This window comes from Pseudomonas sp. C321 (genome assembly GCF_055407105.1).
The window spans coordinates 1-23,890 of the sequence record NZ_JBUZRB010000003.1 but is presented as its reverse complement, the minus strand read 5'-3'; the positions used below and the strand labels follow the sequence as shown (position 1 = coordinate 23,890).

19 protein-coding genes and 1 pseudogene are annotated in these 23,890 nt (G+C 59.9%); 10 read left to right on the top strand and 10 right to left on the bottom strand.

The features are described from left to right. Positions 1–2: 2 nt before the first annotated feature. Genes ACZRJ6_RS09550 through ACZRJ6_RS09540 form a run of 3 tightly spaced genes read right to left on the bottom strand, consistent with a single transcriptional unit; the run spans position 3 to position 5,608 of the window. Entirely contained in the window at positions 3–3,173 is a 3,171-nt protein-coding gene (locus ACZRJ6_RS09550) for a CusA/CzcA family heavy metal efflux RND transporter (protein ID WP_463967949.1), read from the bottom strand. A gap of 18 nt (positions 3,174–3,191) precedes the next feature. Further along, on the bottom strand, positions 3,192–4,346 hold the full coding sequence (locus ACZRJ6_RS09545; RefSeq protein WP_463967948.1) for an efflux RND transporter periplasmic adaptor subunit: 1,155 nt from the start codon (positions 4,344–4,346) through the stop codon (positions 3,192–3,194). 17 nt (positions 4,347–4,363) lie between these two features. After that, complete coding sequence (locus ACZRJ6_RS09540) at positions 4,364–5,608, bottom strand: TolC family protein (RefSeq protein ID WP_463967947.1); 1,245 nt, start codon at positions 5,606–5,608, stop codon at positions 4,364–4,366. Between the two features lie 251 nt (positions 5,609–5,859). Between ACZRJ6_RS09540 and ACZRJ6_RS09535 the strand changes: the two genes are divergently transcribed. Continuing rightward, the gene (locus ACZRJ6_RS09535; protein WP_463967946.1) at positions 5,860–6,534 is read left to right on the top strand and encodes a heavy metal response regulator transcription factor; all 675 of its coding nucleotides are present in this window, start codon (positions 5,860–5,862) and stop codon (positions 6,532–6,534) included. Between the two features lie 74 nt (positions 6,535–6,608). Here ACZRJ6_RS09535 and ACZRJ6_RS09530 read toward each other — a convergent pair whose 3' ends face one another. Beyond that, entirely contained in the window at positions 6,609–7,898 is a 1,290-nt protein-coding gene (locus tag ACZRJ6_RS09530) for an MFS transporter (RefSeq protein WP_463967945.1), read from the bottom strand. Between the two features lie 174 nt (positions 7,899–8,072). On the opposite strand from ACZRJ6_RS09530, the gene ACZRJ6_RS09525 reads away from it, so the two are divergent. The 5 genes and pseudogenes from ACZRJ6_RS09525 to ACZRJ6_RS09505 all read left to right on the top strand — a co-directional run. Continuing rightward, positions 8,073–8,777 (top strand): hypothetical protein, encoded by a 705-nt coding sequence (locus ACZRJ6_RS09525; RefSeq protein ID WP_463967944.1) that lies wholly within the window; start codon positions 8,073–8,075, stop codon positions 8,775–8,777. Positions 8,778–8,788: 11 nt separating this feature from the next. Beyond that, positions 8,789–9,253: a hypothetical protein gene (locus tag ACZRJ6_RS09520; RefSeq protein ID WP_463967943.1), complete on the top strand. Its 465-nt coding sequence runs from the start codon at positions 8,789–8,791 to the stop codon at positions 9,251–9,253. A 106-nt stretch (positions 9,254–9,359) separates the two neighbouring features. Further along, the gene (locus tag ACZRJ6_RS09515; RefSeq protein WP_463967942.1) at positions 9,360–10,778 is read left to right on the top strand and encodes a short-chain fatty acid transporter; all 1,419 of its coding nucleotides are present in this window, start codon (positions 9,360–9,362) and stop codon (positions 10,776–10,778) included. 230 nt (positions 10,779–11,008) lie between these two features. Further along, positions 11,009–12,178 carry a hypothetical protein gene (locus tag ACZRJ6_RS09510; RefSeq protein ID WP_463967941.1) on the top strand — a complete coding sequence of 390 codons (1,170 nt, stop codon included), beginning with the start codon at positions 11,009–11,011 and terminating at the stop codon, positions 12,176–12,178. A gap of 48 nt (positions 12,179–12,226) precedes the next feature. Beyond that, positions 12,227–12,562: pseudogene (locus ACZRJ6_RS09505) on the top strand (SET domain-containing protein-lysine N-methyltransferase); the annotation flags it as partial. Here ACZRJ6_RS09505 and can read toward each other — a convergent pair. Beyond that, positions 12,559–13,203: a carbonate dehydratase gene (can, locus tag ACZRJ6_RS09500; RefSeq protein WP_133101908.1), complete on the bottom strand. Its 645-nt coding sequence runs from the start codon at positions 13,201–13,203 to the stop codon at positions 12,559–12,561. The pseudogene ACZRJ6_RS09505 and the gene can overlap by 4 nt on opposite strands. Before the next feature lie 151 nt (positions 13,204–13,354). Between can and ACZRJ6_RS09495 the strand changes: the two genes are divergently transcribed. After that, entirely contained in the window at positions 13,355–13,759 is a 405-nt protein-coding gene (locus tag ACZRJ6_RS09495; RefSeq protein ID WP_463967940.1) for a serine kinase/phosphatase, read from the top strand. 57 nt (positions 13,760–13,816) lie between these two features. Here the strand turns inward: ACZRJ6_RS09495 and rimI are convergent, their stop codons facing one another. Both rimI and ACZRJ6_RS09485 read right to left on the bottom strand, forming a co-directional pair. Next, positions 13,817–14,269 carry a ribosomal protein S18-alanine N-acetyltransferase gene (rimI, locus tag ACZRJ6_RS09490; RefSeq protein ID WP_149411788.1) on the bottom strand — a complete coding sequence of 151 codons (453 nt, stop codon included), beginning with the start codon at positions 14,267–14,269 and terminating at the stop codon, positions 13,817–13,819. Continuing rightward, positions 14,262–15,008, bottom strand: a complete 747-nt coding sequence (locus ACZRJ6_RS09485; RefSeq protein WP_463968414.1) for an energy transducer TonB — start codon at positions 15,006–15,008, stop codon at positions 14,262–14,264. The genes rimI and ACZRJ6_RS09485 overlap by 8 nt, the downstream gene beginning before the upstream one ends. 214 nt (positions 15,009–15,222) lie before the next feature. Between ACZRJ6_RS09485 and mksB the strand changes: the two genes are divergently transcribed. The 3 genes from mksB to mksF are packed head-to-tail and all read left to right on the top strand — an operon-like array spanning position 15,223 to position 20,049. Then, positions 15,223–16,515, top strand: coding sequence for an Mks condensin complex protein MksB (gene mksB / locus ACZRJ6_RS09480; protein ID WP_463968413.1), 1,293 nt, complete (start codon positions 15,223–15,225; stop codon positions 16,513–16,515). Next, positions 16,505–17,212 (top strand): Mks condensin complex protein MksE, encoded by a 708-nt coding sequence (gene mksE, locus ACZRJ6_RS09475; RefSeq protein WP_133101905.1) that lies wholly within the window; start codon positions 16,505–16,507, stop codon positions 17,210–17,212. Before mksB ends, mksE begins: the two co-directional genes overlap by 11 nt. Further along, positions 17,209–20,049, top strand: coding sequence for an Mks condensin complex protein MksF (gene mksF / locus ACZRJ6_RS09470; RefSeq protein ID WP_463967939.1), 2,841 nt, complete (start codon positions 17,209–17,211; stop codon positions 20,047–20,049). The genes mksE and mksF overlap by 4 nt, the downstream gene beginning before the upstream one ends. A 66-nt stretch (positions 20,050–20,115) precedes the next feature. Here mksF and ACZRJ6_RS09465 read toward each other — a convergent pair whose 3' ends face one another. Genes ACZRJ6_RS09465 through ACZRJ6_RS09455 form a run of 3 tightly spaced genes read right to left on the bottom strand, consistent with a single transcriptional unit; the run spans position 20,116 to position 23,681 of the window. Next, positions 20,116–22,419 (bottom strand): PqiB family protein, encoded by a 2,304-nt coding sequence (locus ACZRJ6_RS09465; RefSeq protein ID WP_463967938.1) that lies wholly within the window; start codon positions 22,417–22,419, stop codon positions 20,116–20,118. Continuing rightward, a complete protein-coding gene (locus tag ACZRJ6_RS09460; protein ID WP_149411792.1) occupies positions 22,412–23,035 on the bottom strand; it encodes a paraquat-inducible protein A in 624 nt (207 codons plus the stop codon). The genes ACZRJ6_RS09465 and ACZRJ6_RS09460 overlap by 8 nt, the downstream gene beginning before the upstream one ends. After that, entirely contained in the window at positions 23,022–23,681 is a 660-nt protein-coding gene (locus ACZRJ6_RS09455) for a paraquat-inducible protein A (RefSeq protein ID WP_463967937.1), read from the bottom strand. The genes ACZRJ6_RS09460 and ACZRJ6_RS09455 overlap by 14 nt, the downstream gene beginning before the upstream one ends. Positions 23,682–23,890 lie beyond the last annotated feature (209 nt).

The following is a 23,890-nucleotide window of genomic DNA, read 5'->3' as shown; positions in this document are numbered from 1 at the left end:
AGTTATTTGCCAGGCATCAAGGGGGTGTTCAGGTCTTCATACTCTTCACGCCGGTGCGCCCAGTGGTACAGCGCTGGCAATACCAGCAAGGTGAGGATGGTCGAGGAGATGATCCCGCCGATCACCACCGTCGCCAGCGGGCGCTGAACTTCGGCGCCGGTGCCGGTGGCCAGCGCCATGGGGATAAAGCCCAGCGAGGCTACCAGCGCCGTCATCAACACCGGACGCAATCGGGTCAAGGCACCTTCGTTGATCGCCACCGACAATGAGCGCCCCTCCTCCCGCAGATTACGGATGAAGGCGATCATCACCAGCCCGTTGAGCACCGCCACCCCCGACAACGCAATAAAACCCACCCCCGCCGAGATTGACAGCGGAATATCCCGCAGCCACAGCGCCATGATCCCACCGGTCAGCGCGAAGGGAATTCCGGTGAATACCAGCAACCCATCCTTGAGGTTGTTGAACATCATGAACAACAGCCCGAACACCAGCAGCAGCGCCACCGGCACCACGATTTTCAAGCGTTCGGAGGCTTCCTTGAGCTGTTCGAACTGGCCGCCCCAGGTGGTCCAGTAACCGGCCGGGACTTTTACCTGACTGGCGAGGGCGGCTTCGGCCTCCTCAACAAATGAGCCAATGTCACGCCCACGCACGTTGGCGCTGACGATCACCAGGCGCTTGCCGTTCTCGCGGCTGATCTGGTTCGGGCCAAGCACCAGGTCCAGGTTGGCAACTTGCGACAAGGCGATAAAGCCCAACTGACCTTGCGCATTACTGGCCAACGCAGGAATCGGGATCAACAGCCGCGACAACCCGTCGATATCGGTGCGCAAGGCGTCGGACAAGCGCACAACCATGTCAAAACGGCGGTCGCCTTCGTACAGCGTGCCGGCCTGGCGCCCACCCACAGCGACGGCAATGGTGTCCTGTACATCGCCGACATTCAGGCCAAATCGCGCCGCCTTGTCGCGGTCGATATTGATGGTCAGCACTGGCAAGCCGGAGGTTTGTTCCACCTTCACTTCCGAGGCGCCGTTGAGTTTCTGCAACGTCTCGGCGATGTCCCCGGCGGTCTTGTTCAGCACCGCCATGTCGTCACCAAACACCTTCACCGCCACATCACTGCGTACCCCGGAAATCAGCTCGTTGAAACGCAGCTGGATCGGTTGCGACAATTCGTACTGGCTGCCCGGCACAATCGCACTGGCGCGTTGGATATCAGCGATAAGGTCTTCGCGGGACTTCTTCGGATCGGGCCACAGGTTTTTCGGCTTGAGCATCACGTAGCTGTCGGAAATATTCGGCGGCATCGGGTCAGAAGCAATTTCCGCCGTGCCAGTGCGGGCAAACACTCGCTCGATCTCCGGTACCTGGGCCATCAGCGTTCGTTCAAGCTGCTGCTGCATTTGCACCGATTGCGTGAGGCTGGTGCCCGGCACGCGCAAGGCCTGTTGAGCGAAGTCGCCTTCGCTGAGGCTGGGGATAAATTCGCTGCCCATGCGGCTGCCCACCACGCCGGTCACCGCAAGGGTCAACAGCGCCAGGCCGAAAGCCAAGGGCCGGTGCGCCATCACCCAATCCAGCACCGGCGCATAACCCCGACGCGCGGTGCGCATCACCCAGTTTTCGTCTTCCTTGACCTTGCCGGTGACGAACAGCGCAATGGCCGCTGGCACGAAGGTCACCGAGAGAATCATCGCCCCCAACAGTGCGATCACTACCGTAAAGGCCATGGGATGGAACATCTTCCCAGCCACCCCGGTCAGGGCGAAGATCGGCAGGTACACCACCATGATGATCAGTTGCCCGAAGATCAGCGCACGCCGTGCTTCCTTGGCCGCCGCGAACACTTCATGCAGGCGCTCGCTGCGGGTCAACAATCGCCCGTGTCGCTGCTGAGCGTGGGCCAAGCGGCGGATAGCGTTCTCGACGATCACCACCGCGCCGTCGACAATAATCCCGAAATCCAATGCGCCGAGGCTCATCAGGTTGGCGCTGACCTTGTTGGTGAACATCCCGGTGAAGGTGAACAACATGGCCAGGGGAATCACCATCGCGGTGATCAGCGCGGCGCGGATATTGCCCAGGAACAGGAACAGAACCACGATCACCAGCAGCGCACCTTCGAAGAGGTTTTTCTTCACGGTGGCGATGGCTTTTTCCACCAGGTTGGTGCGGTCGTAGACAGTGACTGCGACCACGCCGTCGGGCAGCGAGCGGTTGATCTCTTCAAGTTTTTTCGCCACGGCCTGGGAAACGGTGCGGCTGTTTTCACCGATCAACATGAATACGGTGCCGAGCACTACTTCACGACCGTTTTCCGTCGCGGCGCCGGTCCGCAACTCACGGCCAATTTCGACCTGGGCGACGTTGCGCACGCGAATCGGCGTGCCGTCGACGGTATTGATGACGATGTTGGCGATGTCGTCGATGGACGCCACTTGCCCCGGCGCGCGAATCAGCAACTGCTCGCCACTGCGCTCGATGTAACCGGCCCCGACGTTGGCGTTGTTGCGTTCAAGGGCTGTGACCAGGTCGCTCAAGGTCAAGTTGTAGGCCGCCAGGCGCTTGGGGTCTGGCGCTATCTGGTATTCCTTGGCGAAGCCGCCGATGGTGTTGATCTCGGCCACGCCCGGCACGTTGCGCAATTGCGGCTTGATGATCCAATCCTGAATCACCCGCAGATCCGTCGGCGTGTAGGCTGAGCCGTCCTCTTTGCGCGCGCCGTCTTGTGCCTCCACGGTCCACAGGAAAATTTCCCCAAGGCCGGAGGAAATCGGCCCCATCGCCGTTTCGATGCCATCCGGTAATTGTTCGCGGGCCACCTGCAAGCGTTCGTTGACCAGTTGCCTTGCGAAGAACAGGTCGGTGCCGTCCTTGAAGATCACCGTCACCTGGGACAAGCCGGAGCGGGACAGCGAGCGTGTCTGCTGCAACCCCGGCAAACCGGCCATGGCGGTTTCGATGGGAAAGGTGATGCGCTGTTCGGTTTCCAGCGGTGAAAAACCGGCCGCCGCCGAGTTGATCTGCACCTGGACGTTGGTGATGTCCGGTACAGCGTCGATGGGTAGCTTCTGATAGTTGGCAATACCGATACCGGCCATCAACAGCACCGCCAGCATCACCATGATGCGCTGCTCGATGGCAAATTGGATAAGACGCTCAAACATGAGAAATCACTCGCAGGATCAATGGGCGTGCTCGGCCGAGCCCTTACCCAGCTCGGACTTGAGGATGAAGCTGCCAACGGTGGCCACCTGCGCCCCGGCGTCGAGGCCCTGGCGGACTTCGACAAAGCCGTTTTCGCTGACACCCAGCTCGATATGGTGGGTCATGAAACCATCGCTGGTGCGTACGAACACCGAGGGTTTGTCCTCGACGGTCTGGATGGCTTCCTGCGGGACAGTGACGTTGGCCTGGTAGGTGTCGGTTGCCACTTGCACGGCGACAAACAGCCCTGGACGCCAGGTGTCATCAGGGTTTGGCACGGTCACCCGAACCGTTGCGGTGCGGGTCTGTTCCCCCAGCAAATTGCCGACATAAGCCACCGTGCCCATCACTTCAGTGTCCAGTTCCGTGGAGCTGACCTTCACCGGCTTGCCGACCCGGACCTTGTTCAGGTCTTTGGGGAATACGCCGAAGGTGACCCAGACCTGGGACAGGTCCGACAGGGTGAAGGCATTGCTGGTCTCGCTCACCACCTCGCCAACACCGAGGTGTTTTTCCACTACCACGCCGTCGAAAGGCGCACGCAATTCATAGCGATTACCGCCAGCCAAAACGGTGCTGCCGCTCAAGGCATTCATCTTTTGCCGGGCGTTGTTCAGGGCTATTTCGGCCTCTTGCAAGACTTGGCGCGCCAGCAGGTAATCCTGTTCGGCGGAGATCTTGTCTTGCCACAACTGGCGCTCACGCTGGAAGGTAGTGCGGGCCAGTTCGACCCGGCGTTCGCTGGCCGCCAGCTCGCTGCGCTGATCGGAAATCTGCTGGCTGGCGATCACTGCCAGCAACTCGCCCTTCTTTACCGACTGGCCAAGGTTGACCTTGACTGACTCCACCACGCCCGCAGCACGAGGGACGATGTGGGAGGTGCGGTCTTCATCGAAACGCACTTCTCCCGGTAACGACAACAGGGTACTGATCTGCCGGGGCTGAGCCTGGGCGAGTTGAATGCCGGCGGCCTGAATTTGCTGGTCATTGAGTTCCAGCTTGCCCTCCTCTTCGGGTGCTTCAACGGCTGCAGTCGGTTCCTTGACCGCAACGCTGGTGGCAGGCCACACCATCACCAGTCCTAGCGCGACGGCCACCGCAACGGCCAAAGCAATGCCTTGTTTCTTGTTCATGGGATGCTCCTGAAATATCAAATCTGGGCGATGTCGCCGTAAATCCGCTCGATCCGCACCCAGGCTTCGGTGGCTTGGGCGACAGAGGCGAGGTATTGGGTACGGGCGGCAATCAAGGTGCGCTGGGCGTCGAGCACGTCAAGGAAGTTGAACTTGCCCATTTCAAAGCCACGGGTGGCGCTGTCCACCGCGCTCTGGGCGGCTGGAAGGATCACTTGGTTGAACGACTGGACTTCACTGTTGGCGGTCGCCCACAGGTCCAGGGCCTGACGGGTTTCAGTGCGCAACCGCAACTCGGCGGCATTGCGCAAGTCGCGGGCTTGATCGGCGCGTCGGCTGGCGGCGAGCACGTTGCCCTGGTTGCGATTGAACAGCGGGATCGGCATCGAGACGCCGACCACATTGACCCGCTCGCGAGCGCCGGCGTCGTATTGGCTGCCGATCGAGACGTCAAGGTCGGGAATGCGCTGGGCTTTTTCCAGGCCCAGGGCCGACTCACGCAGCAGGATCTGCAACTCGGCCAGGCGCAACTCAGCGGTTTGCTCCAGACGCGCCAGCAATTGCGTGGGGGGCGGGATTGTCGGTGCGGTCAGGGCTGACGAGGCAACGGACTGGAAGGCCGTGCTGGCCGTGCCAGTAGTGGCGGCCAGGCGGCGATAGGCATCGGTGAGGCCCATTTCGGCGCGGCTGCGCTCCAGGCGAATTTCCGAGAGTTGCACCTGGGCGCGGGTGGCTTCCACCGGTGACGACTTGCCCGCCGTGACCCGGCCATTGGCGACCACCAGGCCGCGCTCGGCAAGGGTCAGCGAGCGCTGCGCCAGATCCAGACGCTCCTGGGCGCGGAGTGCGCCATAGAATCCTTCGATGACCTCGGCCCGCAACCCATTGCGTCTCTGCTCCAATTCCAGAGCTGCCGCGTCCTGACCACGGGAAGCAACATCGATTCGCGCGCCGCGCTTGCCGCCCAACTCCAGGGTTTGGGTCAGTTTGACGGTGGTGGTGCGCGAGTTACGGCGAGTGTCCTCGGCATCCCAGGATGCCACCGGGTTTGGGATCAACCCGGCCTGTTGCCGACCACCCTGGGCAATGTCGATTTCCCATTGAGCGGCGGCCAAGTCCGGATTGTTGTCGAAGGCGGTTTGCAGGGCCGAGTCAAGAGTCAAAGTTTGGGCCTTGGCTTCTTGAAGCGTCGCCGTCCCCAATAACAAAACAGCGAACAAGGCGCCCACTGTCCACAGTGATTTTCTAATGCGAGTTGGCATAACGAAAGTTCCACACCCATGAAATAGCTAATCAATCCAAGCAGGGGCAATGTAACTTCCACTCCTTATCAGAGGGGTGGCCAGGACATTACAAATCCGTTATCAACCGCTCTGCCTCGGGCATTTGCTTTAAGCTCACAGCCATTAAAACTCGCAACATAAACTTACTTATCCAACATAACTCCCATACAACTTCGCACTCATCCGCCCCACTCACTTAATCCTCTCTATTGCTCCGAGGAACTCTGCCCATGCGCATTCTGGTTATCGAAGACGAACCCAAGACGTCTGATTATTTACATCAGGGCCTCAGTGAAAGTGGCTATATCGTCGATTGTGCGGCCACCGGTGCCGACGGTTTGCACCTGGCTCGGCAACATGCCTATGACCTGGTGATCCTGGATGTGAACCTGCCGCATATGGATGGTTGGGAGGTGTTGCAATGCATCCGCCAGACCAGTAACACACGGATCATGATGCTCACCGCCCAGGGCCGCCTGGCCGACAAGGTCAAAGGCCTGGAACTGGGCGCCGACGACTACCTGATCAAGCCCTTTGAGTTTCCCGAACTACTGGCCAGGGTGCGCACCCTGATGCGCCGCAGTGCCCAAGCACCCATACCGGACGTGCTGCGGGTGGCTGACCTGGAACTGGACCAGGGGCGCCACCGAGCGTTTCGTGGCACCCGGCGCATCGACCTGACCACCAAGGAATTCGCCTTGCTGCACTTGCTGATGCGTCAGACCGGCGTGGTGCTGTCGCGCACGCAGATCATCTCGTTCGTCTGGGACATGAATTTTGATTGTGATACCAACGTGGTGGAAGTGTCGATCCGCCGCCTAAGGGCGAAGATCGATGACCCGTTCGATCACAAGCTGATCCACACCCTACGCGGTGTGGGCTATGTATTGGAGGCGCGTGACTAGCCGCTGATTGCACCAAAACAGCATACGGACGCTCTGGTTCAGTGACCTGGGCGTGGCACTTTCTGACGTAACGATCATCCCGCCAAGATGTGGCGCTTGCCGAAGTGCGCCGCACTCACCGCCCCCACTGCCCCCATCACCACGCAATACCCTACGCATATCCACGGACGAGTGGGCATCAACGCGATCAACATCAGCGGTGTAGTACTGCCCCACAGGGCGTAGGCAATGTTGTAGGTGAAGGAGATCCCCGAGACGCGAATCGGCGCCGGAAACAGGCTGACCATCACCGACGGCACCGCGCCTACCACGCCGCAACTCAAGCCGGCGATAGCGTAAGCCGCGCCGAGCCAGACGCCACCCGCGATCAAACTGGCGTAGAGCACGGCAATCCCCATCGGCAGCAGCAGGCTGTAGACCAGCACTGCGCGCCAGGCGCCGATGCGGTCCACCAACAGGCCGGCAAGGACGCAGCCAATGTTCAGGAAGACGATGCCCAGACTGCTCAGGGCGAAGGTGTGGCTTGGGGTCATGCCGAAGGTTTTCTGCATCATGGTCGGGGTGATGACCACCAGCACGACCACCGCCGAGGTCAGCACGCAGGTGAGGATCATCGCCGGCAGCAGCGCGTGGCGGTGTTCACGCAAAACGGTGCGCAGGGGCATTTCCGTATCCGTCTTGCGACGGGCCTGCATCGCCAGGAACACGGGGGTTTCGCTAAGCCAGCGCCGTAGCCAGACGCCGATCACGCCAAACACACCGCCCAACAGAAACGGAAAACGCCAAGCGTAGTCAAGTATCTCGGCCGGGGTGAATACTTGCGCCAGCAATGTTGCCGTCAGTGCGCCGAGCAGGTAGCCGAAGGTCAGGCCGGCCTGCAGGAATCCCAGGGCATAACCACGGTGATTGGCCGGTGCGTGCTCGGCGACGAACACCCAGGCGCTCGGTACTTCACCGCCCACCGCGGCACCTTGAAGCACCCGCAGCACCAGCAGTATCAACGGCGCGAAATAGCCGATTTGCGCGTAGGTGGGCATGATGCCGATCAGCAGGCACGGCAGCGCCATCATCAGGATGCTCAGGCTGAACACTCGCTTGCGTCCCAGGTGATCGGCGAAGTGCGCCATCAGGATTCCTCCCAGGGGCCGCGCCAGGTAGCCGGTGACGAAGATGCCGAAGCTTTGCAGCAGGCGCAGCCATTCGGGCATTTCCGGGGGAAAGAACAGTTGACTCAGGGTCAGGGCGAAAAACACGAAAATGATAAAATCGTAGATTTCCAGGGCGCCGCCCAGGGCAGCCAGGCCCAGGGTTTTGTAGTCGGAGCGGGAGAAACGCTGCGCCTGTGGATAAGAGATGGCAGTCATGACAAAACTCTGAATATTGAAGATGTGACGAAATGTGAGGGCATGGTCTACGCAAACCACGGAGCGGGCAACTCGGTTATGCGCCAGTTAATACTTCACGACCATCGCGCTTTCGCCCTACAGGCTCCAGCGGCATAATCGGTTCCCCTCATGGATGAATGCAGGCCTCGCCCGATGACCAACCCACAACAGAGTCAACAAGCTGTTTTTGAAAGTGCGATCAAGACCCTGGAGGTCGAAGTCGCTAACGTCGGCATCCACTTGAATATTGATGCCAGTGCGCGCCAGGCCTATGCCCAGCAAATCAAGCTGATGGCCGATGACCTGCGTCAACAAGCCGCCAGCGGTCGTTTGACCTGGGCCCAGGCCGCGTCCCAGGCCCAGGAAACCCGCAACACCATCATGGAAGTGATTCGCGGGCGCAGCACGCCGGTAGGTCGGGCCATGGCCGAGCAGTTGAAGCGTGAGGGCAAGACCCTCAATGAATTGGTGGCGCGCAAGACTACGCAGTTGCACGGGCCGAATGCTCAGTTCAACCGTCTGTCGGCGCCGCAGCAGAATGCGGTGTATGCCGAAATCGTCAAGTCCGCGGGCAAATCCAACCCTCGGGTGACCGCCAATATGCGCAATCTTTCGCGCTTCGGGCGCGGCCTGATTGTGCTGTCGATCGCCATTTCGGTCTATAACGTGATGAGCGCCGAAGACAAGCCCAAGGCTATCGGCCGAGAGGTTGCAGTCACCGGAGCGGGAATCGCCGGGGCCATGGCTTCGGGCGCCTTGGCCGGTTTGGCCTGCGGCCCTGGCGCGCCGGTGTGTGTGACCATCGGCGCATTTGCCGGCGGAGCATTGGCGGCCTTTGGTATGGACTTGTTCTGGTAAGGGGATTGGCGATGCGCTTGGCTTCTGAGATCAGCGTCCGGCATCAGCCCGATGCCGATGAAAATGTTGTCCCAACCTGCGCAGTGCTGTTGCAGGGAGCTGCGTGTAGCACCACCGTCAACGGTGCGGTACTGGAGGCTGCGGTGCGTTGGCGCAGCTTTTACCTGCTGTTTGTGACGGACGACGTGCCGTTCGAAGAAGGGCTCAATATTCATCTGCTCGACGACCACGGCAGGTTGCTCGACTCTGCAACCCTGGGTGGCGCCTACAGCACCGGGAATTTTCGCGACCTGAGCCTGAGTGAAGGCAATACCTTGAGCTTTCGCTTTATCGGTGACACCACCTGGCATCTGGAACTGCTGGAGCGCTCGCAATTTCGCCTGCCTCTGGTGTCCGAGCCGGCGGGCGTCAGTCGCCGAATGGGGTTCTCCCGGCACTTCATACTGCGAGGGGACCCCAAGCCCGAAGTCGGTTGAAACAGGCAGCCAACTCTCCACCGTTTGATTTAATGTGGACGTCTGAACCAAGGGCCTGCCCAAGCCCTGTGCCCCACCATAATCATAAAAAACCTGGAGTTGCTTAATGGCCGCTGATATCGAAGATAGCCGCTATGCCCGTTTCGCCTTGCGCTGTTCAAACTTTGCCGAACGCTGGTTTCCCGATTCCTGGGTGTTTGCCGCCCTTGCCGTGATCATTGTCGCCGTAGCGACCTTGAGCATGGGCGCAGCACCGACCGAGGCTGCCAAAGCCTTCGGTGATGGTTTCTGGAGCCTGATCCCGTTCACCATGCAAATGGCCTTTGTGGTGATTGGCGGTTATGTGGTCGCCAGTTCGCCGCCGGCCGTAAAGTTGATTGATCGCCTGGCGCGCATTCCCAAAAACGGCCGCTCCGCCGTGGCTTGGGTAGCGTTGATTTCCATGGTCGCCTCGCTGCTCAACTGGGGCTTGTCCCTGGTCTTCGGCGGTTTGCTGGTGCGCGCTCTGGCCCGCCGTACTGACTTGCGCATGGACTACCGCGCCGCTGGTGCCGCCGCGTACCTGGGCCTCGGCGCGGTATGGGCCCTGGGGCTTTCGTCGTCGGCAGCGCAGTTGCAGGCCAACCCGGCCAGCCTGCCGCCGTCGATTCTGTCGATCACCGGGATGATTCCCTTCACCGAGACCATCTTTCTCTGGCAATCGGGCGTGCTGTTGCTGGCGTTGATTGTGGTGTCGCTGGTCATCGCTTACGTCACCGCGCCTGGACCCAATTCCGCCCGTGACGCCAAGGCCTGCGGGGTCGACCCGGCATTTAACCTGCCAAAGCCGCAACCACCGACCCGCCCCGGCGAATGGCTGGAGCACAGCCCATTGCTGACCATCCTGCTGGCCTTGCTGGCGGCCGGGTGGCTGTTCCATGAGTTCTCCACCAAGCCGGCGATCAGCGCTATTTCGGGGCTAAACACCTACAATTTTTTGTTCCTGATGGTGGGGGCATTGTTGCACTGGCGCCCGCGCAGTTTCCTCGACGCGGTGGCCCGTGCAGTGCCAACCACCACCGGGGTGCTGATCCAGTTCCCGTTGTATGGCTCCATCGCAGCGCTGATGACGGTGGTCAAGGGCGGCGACGGGCAGACGTTGGCCCACCATATCTCGACGTTTTTCACCTCTATAGCTTCCCACGACACTTACGCCCTGCTGATGGGCGTGTACTCGGCGGTGCTGGGGTTCTTTATTCCGTCGGGTGGCGGCAAGTGGATCATCGAAGCCCCTTATGTGATGCAAGTGGCCAACGACCTGCAATATCACCTGGGCTGGGCGGTACAGATCTATAACGCTGCCGAGGCGCTGCCCAACCTGATCAACCCGTTCTACATGCTGCCGCTGCTGGGTGTGCTGGGGTTGAAGGCGCGGGATTTGATTGGTTTCTCGTTTGTGCAGTTGCTGGTGCATACGCCGCTGGTGCTGTTTCTGTTGTGGGCGCTGGGGACGACGTTGACGTATTTGCCGCCGGTGATGCCTTAATTTAGTTGAACCGCGCCTGTTATTGCGACAGGTGCGGTCAGGTTCATGATCGCCCGAGGCCAGAAACCCATGGGCGACCTGAGCAACGCGTTGCACTTTACGGTGTAGCCGCTCTTGCCCAATAGCGACAAGAAAACAGATTTACCACGCGTTTATCCTGGTCAACCGCTACTGTGTGGGGGTGGGCACTCACCCCGCGCAGACGGGCTTTCGCTGACAAGGAAACACGCATGTTTAAACTGACCAGGTTGTCCTTCACCCTGGCCGCACTAACCTTGAGTGCGGTCGTACAGGCTGACGTCATCGTGCCGCTGGGCACCCCGCAACGGGTCACCCAACTGTTCGCCTACCCCAATAATTGCAGCGTTATCTGTTTTCGGCCACTGACGCTGGAGCAGACCGTTGAGCATTACCTTAACCAGAGCCTTCAGCGTGATGGTTACAGTCGAGCGAAAGTCAGCGTAAAAAACGATCAGAGTCAAATGTTGGCCCACTTCAGCGGCGTGCCGGACGGCTACGGCCAGCCGTTGACCACACTGCTCAACACGGCAGACCTGGCCTATCAGGGCGCCAGCAAACTCAACAGCGACGGCAAGTGGCAGTTCAACTGGTACCTGTTCCTGCCGTTGGGCATGGCGCTGGAAAACCGCAAAAGTATCGAACTGCTGCACTTCCCGCCGGACTATTCCCTGACCCACTTCCAGGACTACCTTGAATCAGCCACTACTGACCGTTGGGCCACGCTGCTGACCGCCAACGGCCTTCCGGCGACCCAGACGCCGGAGTACCAGACCATCATCGATATTGCACCGATTGCCGCCCCCGCCACGGCAGGCAAGGATTTGGAGGGGGTCTACGGTTACTTCACCGAGTACCAGACGCGGATGGTCAAGGAACTCAGCCATAACGCCAGCGGCTCGTTGCCGATGGTAGCGTTCGGCGCGCCAGTGCGCAGTTGGATCAAGCAGCAGTACGGACAGAGTGTGGCGGTACTGGGCCTCGCGCAGATCAGCCCAGCCGAAGGCGCCAACGTCGCGGTATTGGGCGCCAACCACCCCAGTTACATCTGGTACGCCGCCAACCCCGACACCTACGACGGCGACGAACAAAAAGCCGACGATGCCGGCTTGAAAATCATGGGCCAGGACTTGAGCGCTGCCTGCTGGCAGGCCGCAATGGGCCAAAAGCCCGCCAGCGATCCTAATGTGCAACTCAAAGGTTGTATGAACACCTGGCAAGTGACCCGCAAGGAGCAGACCTGCGAATTGTTCTATACCTCGATTCGCGAGTTCCCCCCCGAGCAAGCGAAGGCCAAGTGCGCCACGCCAGCGATCAAGGCTCAACTCAAGCAATTGAAGAGCGCAGCGCCTGCCCCGTCAGCGAGCATCCCGGCGCTTTAATGACAGGTAATCAGCAGGCATTTTCTTACGCAAAAAATGGGCAATATCTCCGGGCACACCCTGGGCGAGCGACGCCTGCATACGCTACAGGTGTCTGCTCGCATCCACCTGTATGACCCCTGCTTCAGCGGCCTGCTATTACACTCCTGCAACCCGAACACTTTTCTCGACATCAGCGAGCTGGAGCTGTGGTCGGTCCAGGCCATCCCCGCCGGAACCCTCCTGACCATGGATGACGCCAGCACTGAGGACGTGTTGTTTCAGCAGTTCCCTTGCCGTTGCAGCGCCGGCAACTGCCGGAGCTGGATCACCGGTATAAAGGAGCCGCTGAACGCTGAAGGCCAGCTGTTCATGGAACAGTGGCGCAAACGTAAAAGCCCTTAAACGGCGCCTACCGGACGCAAACGGTACTGCGGCGGCAACTGCTCAAAGCCGCTGATGGTGGCGTTCAGGCTTTTCCAGCGACCGTCCTTGATCCCGTAGATGCAGCCGTGGATCGACAGGCTCTGCCCACGGTGCCAGGCGTTTTGCACAATGCTGGTGTGGCCGACGTTGGCCACTTGCTGGATCACGTTCAGCTCACAGAGGCGGTCGACCCGCTCTTCTTCCGTAGGCAATTGGCCCAGTACTTCGCGGTTTTCGTAGTAAAGGTCGCGGATTGAGCGCAGCCAGCCGTCAATCAGACCGAGCTGGCGATCCTGCATCGAGGCGCGCACACCACCGCAGCCATAGTGGCCGGTGACCAGGATGTGCTTGACCTTGAGGACGTCAACGGCGTACTGAATCACCGACAGGCAGTTAAGGTCGGTGTGCAGCACCACATTGGCCACGTTACGGTGTACAAACAGGTCGCCAGGCAACATGCCGACGATCTCGTTGGCAGGTACTCGGGCGTCCGAACAGCCAATCCACAGATATTCTGGGGTTTGCTGACGGGCGAGCTTGGCGAAGAATTCCGGATCTTCCTGTTTGATCGCATCCGCCCAGCGTTCATTGTTATCAATCAGGTCTTGTAGTTCGTTCATCAGGTCAGCCTCAGGAATCATGCGCAGCTTTGACAGACGACCACCCATCGGGGTCACGCCCAGGACGCAGATAGTCGAACGGAAAATACCTTGAATCTTAAAGGGCCGCGCCTGTCCACACACTATAAGCCCCACATTATGAGGAATAGCCATGACTGAATCACGACGTCCTTTCGGCACCACTCAACCGGAGCCGATTGATGACAACGAAGACCGCATGGGCTCGATGCGGGAGCTGGACTTTGATGAGGAGGAGCCGACGGCGGAAATTGGCAATGAGCTCCCGCAGGGTGAACGCGAACACTTGATGCCCGAGCAGCGGGTGCGAGAAGCCGGGATGACCGGAGCTTCGACCGCCGATCATGAGGCGACCGATGACGATATGAGCCCAGAAACGCTGATCCGTGAAGATGGTGCGCGCGATGGCCATGAAGCCGGGGAAGGTGAGCCGGCGGATTGGGACCTGAGCATCGTTGATGAGGATGATATTGGTGGCGGAAATGGTCTGGATGAGGCGGAGATGGCGGAGCGGGACCCGGTGGATGGCAATCGCTGAAGCAACGCGGTTCTAACTATGGGAGCGAGCAAGCTCGCTTCCACATGAGTTTTATACTCAGTCCACCAAGGTGCAGGCCATGACGACTGCATCCTCGCGCCCGCCTACAGCCGGATAGTAATCCCGACGCCGGCCGATTTCATTAAAGCCATAGCGCTCATACAGGCGAAACGCCCCGGTGTTGCTGTCACGTACTTCCAGGAAGCACTCGCGCGCCTTGGCCTCGTAGGCGCGTGACATCAAATGCTCCAACAGGCTCAAGCCCAGGCCACGGCCCTGGTTTTCCGGCTTGACGGTGATGTTCAGCAGGTGCGCTTCATCGAGGATGAGCTGCACCACGCCATGCCCCACCTGTTGCTCACCCTCAAACATTAGCCAGATCTGGTACTTGCCCAGTCCGTCGAGAAAAATCCCGCGAGTCCAGGGGTGGCTGAAGGCTGCGTATTCGATCTTCAGCACAGCATCGAGGTCCGCCTCGGTCATCGGGCGGAAAGATAAAGCCTCACTCATCGGTACTTTTCCAGCGCGCCATCAGCCGGCGCATGGCTTGCCAGACATCAGCCTTACGCTGTGGCTCTTCCATTAATAATTCCAGGCCCGGCAGGGCCCAGACTGAACCGAGGCCTTCGACCTGCAGTTCGCGGTACCAGGACTCGGCATTGGCCTCGCCGGCAAAACGCACGGCTGGCAGGCCGATCAGCCACAGGCAGACGCAGGGCTCGTCTTCCAGGCGGGCCGAGACAAAGCCTTGGACAAAGTCCCGGGCCGCTTCCGGGCCTTGGTCCATAGTGCCTCGTACCAGCAGCGGCCAGCGCACCGGGTCGCCGACGATCTGCGGGCTGTCCGGCAGGCCGGCAGCGCGTAGCATGTCCTTGAGCAGCAGATACGCCGGATCGCGCGTCTGGAAGCGCTCGCCGGTGGGCAATTCCACCAGCACCAGGCAGCGTCCAGCTCTTAGCAACTGCAGGGAAAAACGCGGCGGTAGCACCACCGGAGCCTTGACCACGGGGGCTGCCTGCTCTGCAATCACCGGTTTGGCAACGGGCGACCGACGCGGTACTTCGACCTTGACCCGCTCTGTCGGCCGAACAATCGCTTCAACCGCAGGTTTGACCACCGCTACAGGCGCAGCCGCCTCCTCGCCAGACGACTCGAAAGGCTCGTAAGGTTCCAGCGCTTGCAACAGCTCGGGCCGCGAAGGCGCGGCAAAGGGCAATTCGGTGCGTGGCAGCCAGTTGACCACCTGCATGGCGGTCAAGTAAGCGCGACGTCGGGACTCGATAAGCAAAGGTCGGCCACTTGTGGATAACTAAAGAACGGTGATTCTACCGCCCTTCGACGAAGATCGCCCACCGTTGATGCGTTTAAAGCCCATCCAGGAGCACCCTGACCGGCTGTGGATAAATCCCACCTTGGATGCAGTACAATCGCTGCTTTTAATCGCCAACCAGCTGGCCATTCCGATGATCGAACCCAAGCGCGTCTTGCGCGCCCTCGCCGAACACTGGGCCCTGCTTGAGCCTCTGTGCGAACACTTCGACCAAGGCACCCTGAGCCTCGCCGAACTGCGCGCACAACTGGCCGCCCAACAACTGGACAGCACGCCCCAGGACATCACCAGCCTGCTGGACGTGTGGATTCGCCTGGATATCCTGGTGCCTGTCGCCAAGAGCCCGAACCGTTTCGAGCTCAACGCGCAGATCCACGACTTCCTCGCCTATCTTCGCAAGGAGCACCGGCTAGGCCTGTGCCTGGAAATCGAAGCCTACCTGCGCCACCTTGAGCGCCTGGCCGGTTATATCCAGGACGCCTTCGATATCCGTGACGGCCACGACCTGGCCCGGCAGCTGCGGTTGCTGGACATGCGCGTGCGCGACGTGCTGAAAAAGCTCGCCAACGACGAACAGGCCCTCGCCGCCGTAGCTGATCGGGCCAAAACCAGCGACCGGCAGATCCCGTTGCGCCAGCGTTACGCCGAAGTGCTGGCGACCTGGGACGAATACGTAGAACCGATGATCCAACTGGTGAACGCCGACGGTGCCTTCGAACAAGGCGTGCGCAAGGTGGAAAACGTGCTGCTGCGCATGCTCACTGAGCAGCAGCGCCTCGGCCACCTGGTGGACGATGACATGCTGCTGCGCACCCACGCGCGCATCCTCGAGATGCAAACCAGCGCCCAACTGACCTTGCGTCATGCCCGCGAATTACTGCTGCCGCTGCGCGAAGAAGCCCGCCGGCACAACGCAGTAACCCGTGGCGCCGCGCTGGCCTTGTCGGCGATTCGCCGCAAGGGCCTGGACGCGGTGCCGCAAGCGGCTATGCCAATGTTTACCCGGCCGCAAAGCACCTTTCTCGGCAGTGCTAGCCAGGTCGAGGCTTATGTCTACGCTCTGGCGAACTTCGAACCCAAACCCGCGCGCTTCCCCAAGGCACACAAATCCCACAAGGGAGAAGCCCCTCGCGCACCGCGCACGGTCAAGGAAATGCTGGAGCGCTGCGAAGATGCCCTGCCTATGCCGGACCTGATGACCTGGCTGCTGGAGCAGGAACCGGACGGCGCGACCGACGAGTTGCTGTACTGGTTCTCACGCCTGTCGCGGGAGAAACGCTTCAAGCGCGAACGTCTGGAACGCCAGGATTACCACACTCACGAGCACCAGGTCAGCCTGCGCTCATTCGCCCTGCTCCCGGCCACGCCTGATGCGACCGAGAATTCTGCGAGCACCCCTTATGCAAGTACTCAGCATGCAACTTGATCTATCCGAACTGTCCCAGCTCGCGCCGATCTTTCGCGAGCTGTTCAAGGGGTACCACGTCAGCCGCCGCGACCCGGAGCTGTACGCGCAACTGTCGAACTTCCAGGACCAGTACCGCACGCTGTTCAAGGCCCTGGGCTTTGAGCTGGTATGCGATACCCGTGGTTTCTATTACTTCGTCCCGGACACCGCCGTCGCCGCCGCGCAGGTCAACAAGACCGCCCAGCGCCTGGCACTGTTCACCTTCATCATCGTCGAGCACCTGGCCGACCAGGGTCGCGACCCGATTGCGGTGCTCGACGGTGGCAGCCTGGGCCGTGATGAGCTGCCGTCGTTGCTGGAAAAGTACCGCGACCTGTTTATCCAGGCCGAAGTGCAGACCCAGGAAGAGCTGGAAGAAAAAATCATGCGCCGCATGACGCAGCTCGGTTTCGCGAGTGAGGAGAACGGTATCTACCGCTTCCTGCCGCCGATGCATCGATTCCTCGATGTGTGCCTGTCCGTGCAGCAGGACCGCGATTTGGCGGCCAGCTTGCATAGCGTGTTGCCGTTACCCGCTCCGGTGTTGATCGACGAGGACAGCGACGAAAAGTTGCTGAAGACCAATGATCCGCTGGACCTTAGTGACTTCGCCGACGACAGCGAAGAAGACGCCATGGCCCGCGCCATTGCCGAAGAACAGGAGACCGATGCATGAGCAAGGAACGCTACGGCATTCGCCGCTTCGCCCTCTTGAATACCGCCGGTTACAGCCTGGGCTTGTTCCCGCTGGAAGAGCCGCTGTCGGTGTACGGCGCGAACAACCTGGGTAAATCGGCTTCGATCAACGCCTTGCAGTTCCCGATCCTGGCGCGCATGTCGGACATGAGTTTCGGCAAGTACACCCTGGAGCAATCCCGGCGTTTCTACTTTGCTACCGACACCAGCTACATCCTGGTGGAAGTGTCGCTACCACACGGCCCACATGTGATCGGCGTGGTCGGTCGCGGCCCGGGGGGTGGTTTCGGTCACCAGTTCTTTGCCTACGCCGGCAAGCTGGACCTGGCCCACTACCAGAAAAACGATACTTGCCTGCGCCAGAAAGAGCTGTTCACCAACCTTGAGCGTGAAGGCTTGAAAGCCTATGAACTCAAGCCCGATGAGCTGCGCCGTTTGCTGGTGGGTGGTCACACCTCTATTCCGCTGGACCTGACGCTGATCCCGCTGCGCTCTACCAGCGAGCAGAGCCTGAAGACCTTCCGCGCGTTGTTTATCAACCTGCTGCATATGCGTGAAATCACTGCGGCCAAGCTTAAGCAACTGTTCCTCGATGCCTTCGAACACAGCCTGCGCTCTGGCAGTGTCGATTACATCGCGGCGTGCGAAGAAGCTTTCCGCGATGTAAGACGCATGGAGCAGGACTACAACGCCCTAGTAGCTGCCGGCCCTCTCGTCGAAGCCTTGGCCAATGGCGTGAAGCACCGCGATATTCTGCGTGGCAAGCTGCACCGCCTGTCGCCACTGCTGGACTCGTTGCTGGGCACTTGGTCGGACTACGCCGGTGCGCGCAAGGAAGAACTGACGATCCAGGCCGAGCACTACCGCAACGAACAAGATTCGCTGCAGAACGACCAGCGCGGCGGCACCCAGGAACTGATGCGCCTGGAGCGGGAAATCAGCGGTATTCAGCGCTGGCTGGGTGAGTTGTCGGTGCTCAAGCATCGCTTTGCCCTGGTGGATGACGTCAAGGTGTTGGAACAGCAACTGCTCGCGGCCAAGGATGCTCACGATGAGCTGGCAGGGGCCCTTGCGCAGTCGCGCCAGTTCAGCGCCGAGGACCTGGATGAGCGTCTGCGGGACCTGGAAAAACGCCTGAAGTCGGTCAAGCAACAACTCGATCACGCCGACAACAACAGCTACGCCAAACTGCGGGAAGAATTCTCCCAGCAGGATGTCGAGCGCCTGATGCGCCTGTTCAACAGCTCGTTGTTCAGCTTGCCATTGGGTGAGCATGGCATTGCCCTGGACGACGACGGTCAGTGGGTCAAATCCCTGGAGCTGATCCTCAATGGCTTCAAGGGCGAGCGCTTTGAAGTGCCGGGGCTGTCCATCGACATCTCACACATCGAGCCGCCGGCGTTGCAAGCCCTGGCTGACCGCGCGGCACTGCGCGACCAGAAAGAGCGCCTGGAAAAAGAACTCAAGCAACTGAAAACCCAGCAAGCCGTGACCTCCGACCGCGCGGCGAGCAAGACCCAGACCGAGGCACTGTACCAACAGGTGCTGGATGCGCAGAAAGCCTTGGAAGACTTCCGCCGTGCGCAAACCCTGAGCGCCGAGGAAGGCGAGAAGCTGGAAAACCTGGCGCAGATGGAAGCGGCGCAAGACGAACTGAAACGCTCCAGCGATGCCTTTACCGAACGCGTCCAGCAACTGTCGGCCAAGCTGCAACTGGTGGGTCGCCAGATCGGTGACATGGAAGCCAAGCAGCGCACGCTGGATGACGCCTTGCGTCGTCGCCAGCTGTTGCCAGCGGACTTGCCGTTTGGCACGCCGTTTATGGACCCGGTCGACGATTCCATGGATAACTTGCTGGCGCTGCTCAATGACTATCAGGACAGCTGGCAGGGTTTGCTGCGCGGCGATGGCCAGATCGAAGCGCTGTACGCCCAGGTGCGCCTCAAGGGCGTGGCCAAATTCGACAGTGAGGATGACGTTGAGCGTCGTCTGCATCTGCTGATCAACGCTTACGCACACCGTACCGACGAAGCCCTGACCCTGGGCAAGGCGCGACGTGCTGCGGTCACCGATATAGCGCGGACCCTGCGCAATATCCGCAGCGACTACGACAGTCTTGAGCACCAGTTGGCACTGTTTAACCGCGAGATCAACAAGCGCCAGGTCTCCAACCTGCAAAGCTTCCGCATCGTGCTGGCGCCGAACAAGGAAGCCCTCAAGCATATCGACCAGATCATCCACAGTGCCGGTCAGTATGAAGAAGGCGAAACCCTGTCGGTGTTCGACTTGAGCCAGAGCGCCGAGCAGGACAACAAGAACGAAGAGGCCAAGGAATACCTGGCACGCCTGGTAGCCGCCAACCATAACCAGCTGGGCCTCAAGGATCTGTTTGAGCTGGCGTTTGAGATCACCAAGGTCAACGGTCAGCCGGTGATTCACACCGACATCGATGGCGCCGCCTCCAACGGCACCACCATGACCATCAAGGCACTGACTAACATGTACTTGTTGCTGCACTTGATGGACCGCGACCAGGCCGGGCGCGTGCGCTTACCGTATTACCTCGATGAGGCAGCAGACATCGACGAGAAGAACCAGGCGGCGCTGCTGGAAACCAGCTTGCAGCTGGGCTTCGTGCCGATTCTGGCCAGTGTGAAGCCACAGGTTTCCGCCCAGGTGGCGATTGACCTGGAAGGCGGTAGCGGACCGAACGGCATTTACATTGATGAGGCGGACTGGAAGTACATTCGCCGTCACGACGCAGTGAAGGCGACAGTGAGGGTGCAGGCGGACGAGCCGGAGTTGGATGAGGTCTGATCGGCTGCACTAAAAGCAAAAAAGGCCACGATCCAATGGATCGCGGCCTTTTTTATGGGCTTGGGTTTATTTACCCAGAGGAATCTTCGGTGCCCAGATTAGCCACTCGTCTTCGAACTTGTCGAACAACGGGAAGGTCTGCTCGGGACGTGCGGCATTGCCCATGCGTTCACCGTCTGGCGTGGCAAAGGCGATGCCGCCCTGGATCAGGGTCTCCAGGGACTCGGTGCGTACCGTCGCGCCCTTGAACAGGCCGAAGTCGACACCGAAGCCGCTGCTGTTCCAGAACCGACTGCCTGTGCGTACCAGTGGGGCGTACTTGGGTTCGATCAAGATATGGATCAGCACGCGGTCAGCGGTCTGGCCCAGTTCGTAACCGGTGACCTTGCCCACGGTGACTTCACGGTAGGTCACCGGCACACCAACTTTCAACGATCCACGGCGGGCAGCACTGAGCACCAGGCTCAAGCCGGCTTCCTGTTGGGTAGCCTCAGGCGGTTGGGCCAGGGCGACAAAGCTCTTTTGTGGGCCAGCGCTTTTCGCCGCAGGTTGCACCTCGATGTACTGGCCCGTCACCAGGGTTTCCAGATTGGACGTCTTCATCAAGCCCAGTTCAGGCTTGACCACCCAGAACTGGCTGCCAACGCGAGCAATACGTTCCGGCACTTCGGTGATACGTGCGCTGAGCATCACGGACTGCATATCGGCGCTCAGGTCGACGCTTTCAATCTTGCCCACGTCCAGACCCTTGAAGCGAACCGGCGTGCCGCTGCGCAAGCCATCGGCACGGTCAATCTTGATGGTCACCAGCGTGCCCTTTTGATTGGCAGCGTCGTGATCCGGGAACAGGCGGAAACGTGGGATGCGTTTTTTCAGTGGTACGTTCTGCTCTGGCGTCTCGAAGGCGATACCGCCGGCCATCAGACTCTGCAGGGACTCACTCTTGACTTGGATGCCGCCGGTCAGACCGCCAGTGAGCGTTACGCCGCTGGCATTCCAGAAACGGGTAGAACCGTTAACCAGGCCTTCGTATTCCTTCTCGATATGGATACCGATCACCAGTTGCTTGCGCTTGCGGGAGAATTGATAGCTCTGTACCGAACCGACCTTGACCTGCTTGTAGAGAATCGGACTGCCAACCTCCAGGGAGCCGAGGCTGTCGGTGAACAGCACCATATGCAAGCCTGGGGAGCGCAGGTCCAACGGGGGGGCCTTGGGCCGGGCCTCGAACTCACGCTGGGGGGCAGTGCCTTTATCGCCGGGGCGGATGGCGATGTAGTTACCCTTTACCAGAGCTTCCAGACCGGTAATGCCGGCCAGGGAAATGGAGGGTTTGACCACCCAGAATTGGGTACCCTGGACCAGATAGTCTTCGGCCAATGGATCAAGGGTCAGTTCGGCGCTGGCGCTGGACAGGTCTGGATCGACCTTCAAGGTCTTCAAGCTGCCGACCTGAATGCCTTTGTACATCACAGGTGTACGGCCGGCCTGCAGGCCTTCGAAGTCGCTGAGTTTGACCTTGACCCGGATACCTGCGGCCGCGGCGTCAAAGTCTTCGTACAGCCTGAACGGCAGGCTTGGATCGGTGGGTGGGCTGTCCTTGCGGTTCTCAGGAGTGGCGAAGGCGATACCGCCGGCGACGATACTGGCCAGGGATTCGCTGCGCACTTTGACCCCGGACAGGTTGGCATCAATGCTGATGCCACTGGCGTTCCAGAAACGCGTATGTTTGCGCACCAGATTGGCGTAGGTCGGCTCGATGTATACCTTGACCTCAACGGTACTCTGGTCTTCGGAGAGCAGGTAGCTTTTGACCTGGCCCACCTGGATCTGTTTGTAGAACACCGGGCTGCCCCGGTTAAGCGAACCGAGGCGTTCGGCCTTGATGGTCAGGTGCAGGCCGGGCTTGGCATCCGATAGTGGCGGCTCTTCGGAAAGCGCCTTGAACTTGCGCGAAGACTCGCCATCGCCGGGGCTGGCAGCGATGTAGTTACCCGAGACCAGGGTCTCCAGACCGGTAATTCCGGCCAGGCTGACGCTGGGCTTGACCAGCCAGAAGCGGGTGTTGGTCTTGAGGTATTGCTCCACGTCCTTGTTCATCTCGATGGTAGCAATTACCCCGCGATTATTGCCTTCATCATCGAGGGCCAGGGTTTTGACCTTGCCCACAGGCATGCCTTTGTAGACCACTTCGGTCTTGTTGGCCTGGATGCCTTCGCCGCTTTCAAAACGAACCTGGATCTCGATGCCCGTCTGGTTATAAGCGCGCCATCCCAGCCAGCCGCCGATCACCAGTGCAATCAGGGGCAGCACCCAAATAGCCGACCAGTTCGAAGCTGGGCGGGTTTTAGCCTTAGGCAAATCAGTCATGGTCGTCGTCCGACTCCGTGTTATCCCAAATCAGTCGGGGATCGAAAGTTACTGCGGCAAGCATCGTCAAAATCACCACACTGGAGAAAGCCACAGCGCCGAGATTAGCCTCGACACTGGCAAGTCGCCCAAAATTTACGACCGCCACCAGGATGGCGATCACGAAGATATCCAGCATGGACCAGCGGCCAATGAATTCGATAAAGCGGTACATGATAATGCGTTGTCGCGCTGAAAGCGGCTGGTGGCGTTGCACCGAGAACAACAGTAAAGCGATACCCACCAGTTTGAACGTTGGCACCAGGATACTGGCAATAAAGACTACGGCCGCGATAGGGAACATCCCATGCTGCACCAATTGGATCACCCCGGACATGATGGTGCTCGGATCGCCCTGCCCCAGGGAACTGACGGTCATGATCGGCAGCAGGTTGGCGGGGATGTACAAAATGGCCGCAGTGATCAATAAGGCCCAAGTACGCATCAGGCTGTTCGGACGACGAGCGTGGACCAATGCACCGCAACGGCTGCAGGTTTGCTCGTCAGTGTCCGGGTCTTGCTTGTTCAGCTCGTGGCATTCGGTACAAATCAGAATGCCCGCATCAATCGCCCGCATGAGCATCCTCTCCTGACAACGCCTGCCAGATCTGGTGAGGTGACATCACCACCTCCAGCAGCACCTGGACCATTAACAGACCGACAAAACAGGCCAAACCCAAGCCTACGGCGATGGAAGCCATATCGGCCAGCTTTACGATTGCCACCAGCACACCCATCAGGTAGACCTCAAGCATTCCCCAGTCCCGCAAATGGTGATAAATGCGATAGAACAGCAAGCCGTAGCTGCGGCCGACGTTCCAACGAATGCTCAGCAATACCGCCAATTGGCAGATGAGTTTGAGCAATGGAATGCCCATGCTGCAGAGGAAAACCACCACGGCGACGCCTTGCATCCCGGTGTTGAACAGGGCGACAACGCCGCTCCACACCGTGTCCTGCGAGGACTGCCCGAGTAGATTGAGCTGCATGATGGGTAAAAAGTTCGCCGGGACGTACAACAGCAGCGCCGCGATCACCAAGGCGAGGCTACGCTCGACGACATTGTGCCGATGGGCGTACAGCTCATAACCACAACGCGGGCATAAGGCTTTCTCACCACGGGTAAGCTCTGGCTTGCGCATCAGCAAGTCACACTCATGGCATGCCACCAGGTCGTCCAGCGGTAAGTCTGACACCTTGAGGGTATCAACCGGATCCGGCATATAGGGCTCGAACTCTAAAAAAGGTTAGGTGCCTATTCTAGTGTTCTGCTTCAGAAATAACTGTGCAAATTTGTCGGGGCTTCAACTCTAGGATCGAGCTTGCTCCCGGCGCGCTCGCTCATACTTTTCGAGCGCCCAAAACAAAACCCCATCTGCTTTCGCAAATGGGGTTTCGGAATTTAATCTTGACGATGACCTACTCTCACATG